The 6,137-nt window shown below is 64.3% G+C and carries 7 protein-coding genes and 1 pseudogene; 7 read left to right on the top strand and 1 reads right to left on the bottom strand.

All coding sequences use genetic code 11. From position 1 onward, the window contains the following. From EN750_RS14810 to speB, 7 genes are all read left to right on the top strand, one after another. The coding region (locus tag EN750_RS14810; RefSeq protein ID WP_210212747.1) for an ABC transporter substrate-binding protein at positions 1-773 on the top strand (773 nt) is incomplete at its 5' end. 104 nt (positions 774-877) lie between these two features. Further along, the gene (locus tag EN750_RS14805) at positions 878-1,660 is read left to right on the top strand and encodes an ABC transporter permease (RefSeq protein ID WP_245466500.1); all 783 of its coding nucleotides are present in this window, start codon (positions 878-880) and stop codon (positions 1,658-1,660) included. A 10-nt stretch (positions 1,661-1,670) separates the two neighbouring features. Beyond that, on the top strand, positions 1,671-2,441 hold the full coding sequence (locus tag EN750_RS14800; RefSeq protein WP_127396858.1) for an ABC transporter ATP-binding protein: 771 nt from the start codon (positions 1,671-1,673) through the stop codon (positions 2,439-2,441). Positions 2,442-2,467: 26 nt separating this feature from the next. Beyond that, on the top strand, positions 2,468-3,193 hold the full coding sequence (locus EN750_RS14795; RefSeq protein WP_245482712.1) for an SDR family oxidoreductase: 726 nt from the start codon (positions 2,468-2,470) through the stop codon (positions 3,191-3,193). Further along, positions 3,187-3,894, top strand: coding sequence for an SDR family oxidoreductase (locus EN750_RS14790; RefSeq protein ID WP_127396856.1), 708 nt, complete (start codon positions 3,187-3,189; stop codon positions 3,892-3,894). The genes EN750_RS14795 and EN750_RS14790 overlap by 7 nt, the downstream gene beginning before the upstream one ends. Before the next feature lie 12 nt (positions 3,895-3,906). Continuing rightward, positions 3,907-4,677, top strand: coding sequence for a creatininase (locus EN750_RS14785; RefSeq protein WP_127396855.1), 771 nt, complete (start codon positions 3,907-3,909; stop codon positions 4,675-4,677). A 12-nt stretch (positions 4,678-4,689) separates the two neighbouring features. After that, on the top strand, positions 4,690-5,655 hold the full coding sequence (speB, locus tag EN750_RS14780; RefSeq protein ID WP_127396854.1) for an agmatinase: 966 nt from the start codon (positions 4,690-4,692) through the stop codon (positions 5,653-5,655). A 38-nt stretch (positions 5,656-5,693) separates the two neighbouring features. Here speB and EN750_RS14775 read toward each other — a convergent pair. After that, positions 5,694-6,137, bottom strand: a pseudogene (locus EN750_RS14775) (alpha/beta hydrolase); the annotation flags it as partial.

The raw sequence follows: 6,137 nt of genomic DNA, 5'->3' as shown, positions 1-6,137 counted from the left end.
GCGACATCGAGATGCAGATGCGCTCGGTCGGCGAATATCAGGGCCGCCCGCGCGATGCTTCGACGCCCGGCATCATCATCGGAACGATCGACGAATCCGTCGGTGGCGACGGCGTCATCACCGATGACAAGATCAAGTCGGTTGCCGATCTCAAGGGCAAGGTTGTCGCGGCCGAGCCCAACATCCCCTCGCGCCTGCTGTTGCAGATGGAGCTGAAGCAGGCGGGCCTGTCGCTGAAGGATCTGCAGATCAAGGACATCGCGACGGCCGATACGGGTGCGGTTTTCGTCGATGAATCGATCGCGGCGATCGCGACCTACGAACCGTTCATGTCGCAGGCGCTGAAGGCCTCGACCCGCACCGGTGCCCGCATGCTGATCTCGTCCAAGGATCATCGCGGCATCATCATCGACGCGATCATCGCCCGCAACGACGACTTCAAGGCGAACCCCGACAAATACGCAAAATTCCTCGGCTGCATCTATGAGGCGGTCGATTTCATCAAGGCCGAGCCGGAAAAATTCGCCGACATGGCGTCCAAGCATTTCGGCCTGACGCCTGCCGAAGTGACCGACATCGTCAACTCCAGCCTGTCCTACACGACGCTTGCAGAATCCCTGGCCTACATGGGCAAGCCGGGAGAAAAAGGCACGTTGCACGGGATATTCGACACGGTGATGGATCTAAACCTGGAGAACGGCGCCGCCGACAACAGACTGGTGGCGGCCGACCAGATCGACAATTCGGCGATCAACAAGATCCCGGCGAAATAGCGGCCGCGCGGCCGGGCCGGCAGCTTGTCTCGGCTGTCGGCAGCGATGTCATTCCGGCTTACCGCCGGTGACGACCGTTCTTTCGATCATCCGGGGATAGTGATTTGTTCAGCAGCCTGTTCGTCTTCCGCGGTCGCGGATCGCCGATGCTGGAGTTCGCCGTCAGTGTCGCTGCGGCTGCGCTCGTTATTGCCCTGTGGGAGCTGGCGGCGCGCGCGGGCATCATTGCCCCGCAGTTCCTGCCGTCGCCGAGCCGCGTCGTCGTCGCGCTATGGACGATGCTGACCGAACAGAACCTGCTCTGGCACGTCGCGGTTTCGACCACCCGTGTCTGGATTGCCTTCCTGCTGGCCGCCGTCATGGCGATCCCGATCGGCATCATGATGAGCAGCTACCGGATCGTCGGCGCCGCCCTCGAGCCGATGATCGATTTCATCCGCTATCTGCCGGTCCCCGCGCTGGTGCCGCTGTCCATCATCTGGTTCGGCGTCGGCGAGGAAACCAAGATCTTCCTGCTCTGGCTGGGGACGTTCTTCCAGCTCGTGCTGCTCGTCGCCGACGACATGCGGCGCGTGCCGCAGGAGTTCGTCGAGGTCGCCCGCACCGTCGGCGCCAATTCGAGGCAGGTCATGGTCGACGTCGCTCTGCGCTGGATGGGGCCGACGCTGCTCGACAATCTGCGCATCACGCTCGGCTGGTGCTGGACCTATCTGATCATCGCCGAGATCGTCGCCGCCGATTCCGGCATCGGCTATGTGATCTGGACGGCCCGGCGCTTCGTCAAGACACCGGAGGTCATGGCCGGCGTCGTCGTCATCGGCCTGATCGGCCTTGTCACCGACCAGCTTTTGCGCCTGCTTCACCGCCGGCTGTTCCGGTATCTGTAAGGAGCATGACATGACCGGATATGTTCAATTCGTCGACACGGCCAAGTCCTTTGGCCCCGTCGATGTCGTGCGAAACACCAGCCTTGGCCTCGACCGCAATTCGCTGGTCGTCTTCCTCGGCCCCTCGGGCTGCGGCAAGACCACCCTGATGCGCATGGTCGGCGGCCTCGACGAACCGAGTTCGGGCTCGATCCTGCTCGGTGGGGAAAAGGTCGTCAGGCCGGACCGTCGGCGCGGCATGGTGTTCCAGTCCTATTCGTCGTTTCCCTGGCTGACGGTCAAAAACAACATCGCCTTCGGCATGCGCTACAGGAAGGACCTCGGTGCCACCGAAAGAGCCGAGCGTATCAGCCACTATCTCAAGCTGTTCGGGCTCGCAGACTTTGCCGACTCCTATCCAAACCGTATCTCGGGAGGCATGCGCCAGCGCGTGGCCATAGCCCGCACGCTCGCCGCGGGTTCGGACGTGCTGTTGATGGACGAGCCCTTCGGCGCGCTCGACGCGCTGACGCGCGAGCGGCTTCAGGTCGAGCTGCGGCAGATCCAGATCCGCGAGGAAAAGACCATCATCTTCGTCACCCACGACGTCGAAGAAGCCGTATTTCTCGCCGACCGGATCATCCTGTTCTCGCGCCGTCCAGCCTCGATCGTCGCCGATATCGACGTGGCGGCAGAGCTTGGCCCGGACCGGCCGCTGGAGATTCGCGAAACCCAGAAATTCTTCGAGCTGCGCAACAAGGTCCTGCATCTGATCCGCAACGAAACCGGAGTGGTCGTATGAGCCTCTCCTTTTCCGGAAAGACGGTCGTGATCACCGGAGCGAGCCGAGGCATCGGGCTCGGCATCGCCAAGGGCTTCGCCCAGGCCGGCGCCAGCCTGCACCTCATTGCCAACGACGCGGCCGTGCACGAACGGGCCCACGACTTGGGCGCCACAGGCACGGAGGCCGACATCGCCGACCGCCAGGCGGTCGGCGCGGCCCTCGGACCGATCTCCCGGATCGACGTGCTCATCAACAATGCCGGCCTCGAGCTGATGACGCCGATCACTGACAGCAGCGACGAGGCCGAAGCCGCCTTCCGGCGCATCATCGAGATCAACGTCATCGGCACGGCGCTTGTCACCGCGCGCGCCTTGCCGCGCATGCAGGCCGGCGCTTCGATCATCAACACCGCATCGATCTGGGGCCGCGTCGCCGAAGCGCGGTTCGGCGCCTATGTCGCCTCCAAGCACGCCATCATCGGCCTGACGAAAACCTGGGCCAAGGAACTTGGATCGAAAGGCATCCGCGTCAATGCGGTCTGTCCGGGATGGGTCCGCACGGAAGCATCGATGCGCTCGCTTGGCCGCATGGCCGAGCAAGGCGGCGTCAGTGAACCAGCACTGCTCGAAGACATGGTCGGCGCGCAAGCCCTGCCCGGCCTGATGGAGCCGGCCGACATGGCCGGCACCTACCTGTTCCTGGCGTCGGATCTCGCGGCCAACATCACCGGGCAGTCGCTCGGCGTCGACAGGGGAGAAGTGCCTTGGTAACCCCGCTGCACGGAAAACGCGCGCTGATCACCGGTGCGGCCAGCGGCATCGGCCGCGCGACCGCGCTCGCCTTGCGGGACGCCGGAGCCATGGTTCTCGGCTTCGATCTCAAGGCATCCGAAGGCGATATCCCGATCCTTGCCTGCGACCTTGCCAATGAGGCCGACATTATTGCCGCGGTCAGGCAAGGAGCGGAACGGATCGGCGGCTATGACATCCTGATCAACAATGCCGGCATCCTGCAGGAAGCACCGCTTGGCGCGATTTCGCTCGACCATGTCGACCGCATGTTTGCCGTCAATGTGCGCGGCGCCATCATCGTGGCGCGGGAAGTCCTGCCGTACCTTCCCGATGGCGGCCGCATCATCAACATCGCCTCCGAGCTTGCCTATCTCGGCCGGGCGAGCGCCTCGGTCTATTGCGCGACCAAGGCCGCATTGCTCGGCCTGACCCGATCCTGGGCGCGCGAGCTTGCGCCTCGCATCCTGGTCAACGCCGTGGCGCCGGGGCCGACAGACACGCCGCTTCTCGGTTTCGAGGCGCTGAGCGAGAGCCAGCGCGCGCTTGAAACGACACACCCGTTAGGGCGGATCGGCCGGCCGGATGAAATCGCCTCCGCGGTGGTCTTCCTTGCCGGCCCCGGCGCCACCTTCTTCACTGGACAATGCCTGGGCGCCAATGGTGGCGCGGCGATGCTTTGAAACGAGATGATCATGAAAGACCGAGTTTTCCTCGCTGAACTGCCATGGCCCGAAGCCGAGAAGCGGATCGCCGCCGGCGCTCCCATCTTCCTGCCGCTCGGCTCGACCGAACAGCACGGCCACCACATGGCGATGAACGTCGATGTTGTGCTTCCCACCGCCATCGCCGAGACGGTGGCGAAGCAGGTTGGCGGCCTCGTCGCGCCGACCATTGCCTACGGCAACCGCTCGCAGCCGAGAACAGGCGGCGGCCCGGCCTTCCCCGGCACGATCAACATCACGGCGCATACGTTTTCGCTGCTGGTCAAGGATGTGATCTGCGATCTCTATCGCCAGAAGGTCCGGCGCATCGTTGTCCTCAACGGCCACTACGAGAACATCGGCCCGTCGATCGAAGGCATCGAACTGGCGCTCGACGCCATCGGCCGCGAGCGTGCGGCGGATCTGACGATCCTGCGCATCGATCATTGGGAAATGGTGCGCACAGAGACGCTGGCGAAAGTGTTCCCCGATGGTTATCCCGGCATCGAGCTGGAACATGCGAGCGTCATCGAGACCTCGATGATGCTGGCGCTGCGTCCCGAGTTCGTCGACCTCGGCAAGGCACTGCATGACGGCCCGGCGCAGTTCAGGCCATATGATCGCTATCCCAAGCCAGCCGAGGAAGTGCCGCCATCCGGCGTGCTGTCGCTGACCGAGGGCTCATCGGCCGAAAAGGGCCGGTGGCTGCTCGACGACTGCGAGACCCGCATTGCGGAAATCGTCAAACGTGAATTCTTCTGAGGTGCCGACACCATGAGCAGCAATTTCTTCCAGCCGATCGATGCCTCCGCCGTTCCTCGTTTCGCCGGACTTTCGACCTTCATGAGACTGCCGGCCGTGGCGAGTGCGGAGGGGCTCGACATCGCGCTCGTCGGCATACCGTGGGACGGTGGCACCACCAATCGCGCCGGTGCGCGGCATGGCCCGCGCGAAATCCGCAACCAGTCGAGCCTGATGCGGCGCGCCCATCACGTCTCGGGGACCGAGCCGTTCAGCATCGCCAATGTCGCCGATGTCGGCGATCTCTCGGTCAATCCAATCAACCTCCTGGACGGGCTGAAGCGCATCGAGGACGGCATCGCGGCGATCGTCACGGCGGGCGCCATTCCGCTTGCAGCGGGCGGCGATCATCTGACGACGTTGCCGGTGCTGCGCGCCGTGGCCCGCAAGGCGCCCGTCGGCATGATCCATTTCGACGCGCATTCCGACACCAACGACCGTTATTTCGGCGACAATCCCTATACGCATGGCACGCCCTTCCGCCGCGCCATCGAAGAAGGACTGCTCGATCCCAAGCGCATCGTCCAGATCGGCATCCGCGGCTCGATATACGAACCCGGCGAACATGACTGGGCGGTCGCCCAGGGCATCCGCATCATCTACATGGAGGAGTTCGTCAGGCGGGGCGCGGCCAGCGTCATGGAAGAGGCGCGCGGCATCGTCGGCGATACGCCCATCTATGTGACCTTCGACATCGACTGCATCGACCCGTCGATGGCGCCTGGGACCGGAACGCCCGAGCTAGGCGGCTTCACCACCCGCGAGGCCCAGGAAATGGTCCGCCTGCTCGACGGATTGACCATTGTCGGTGCCGACGTCGTCGAGGTGGCGCCGCCTTTCGACCTGGGCGGAATGACGGCGCTCGCCGGCGCGACGATGATGTTCGAGCTGCTGTGCGTGATGGCGAAGTCGGTTCAAGCAGCGAGAGCGCCGGACTGAGCACAAGCATCAAATCCGCCTGATGCATCGCCGTCCGCTCAGAGCGGATTCTCGGCATAGAACTCCAGCACGCGCTGCTTGAAGGTCTTGTCCCCGACGGCCAGCATATGGTCCCGGCCCTCGATGTGAAAGGCGCTGGCGTTCGGCATCAACGCTGCAAGCTCATCGGGCGAGCCGCCAATGTCGTCGGTGGTTCCGACGGCGACCAGCGTCGGCTGGGCGATTCGCGCGATATCCTGCTCGCTCAGCAATTCCCGCGATTTGGCGATGCAAGCGGCCAAGGCCCGGCGATCGCTGCGGGTCTGGTCGGCGAAGGCGCGAAACGACCGGCCGCGCGGATGGCTGGTGGCGGCCGGATCATCGGCAAGCAGGGCGGCGGCGATCGGATCCCAATCGCCGACACCGTCGACCATGCCGATGCCGAGACCGCCGAAGACCAGCGTCGCCACCTTGTCTGGATCGGACAGCGCCATGAACGCCGC

It is taken from the genome of Mesorhizobium sp. M7A.F.Ca.ET.027.03.2.1 (assembly GCF_003999175.1).
GTDB lineage: Bacteria > Pseudomonadota > Alphaproteobacteria > Rhizobiales > Rhizobiaceae > Mesorhizobium.
Note: the sequence above shows the minus strand (reverse complement) of the source record. Positions and strands in the feature narration are given on the sequence as shown.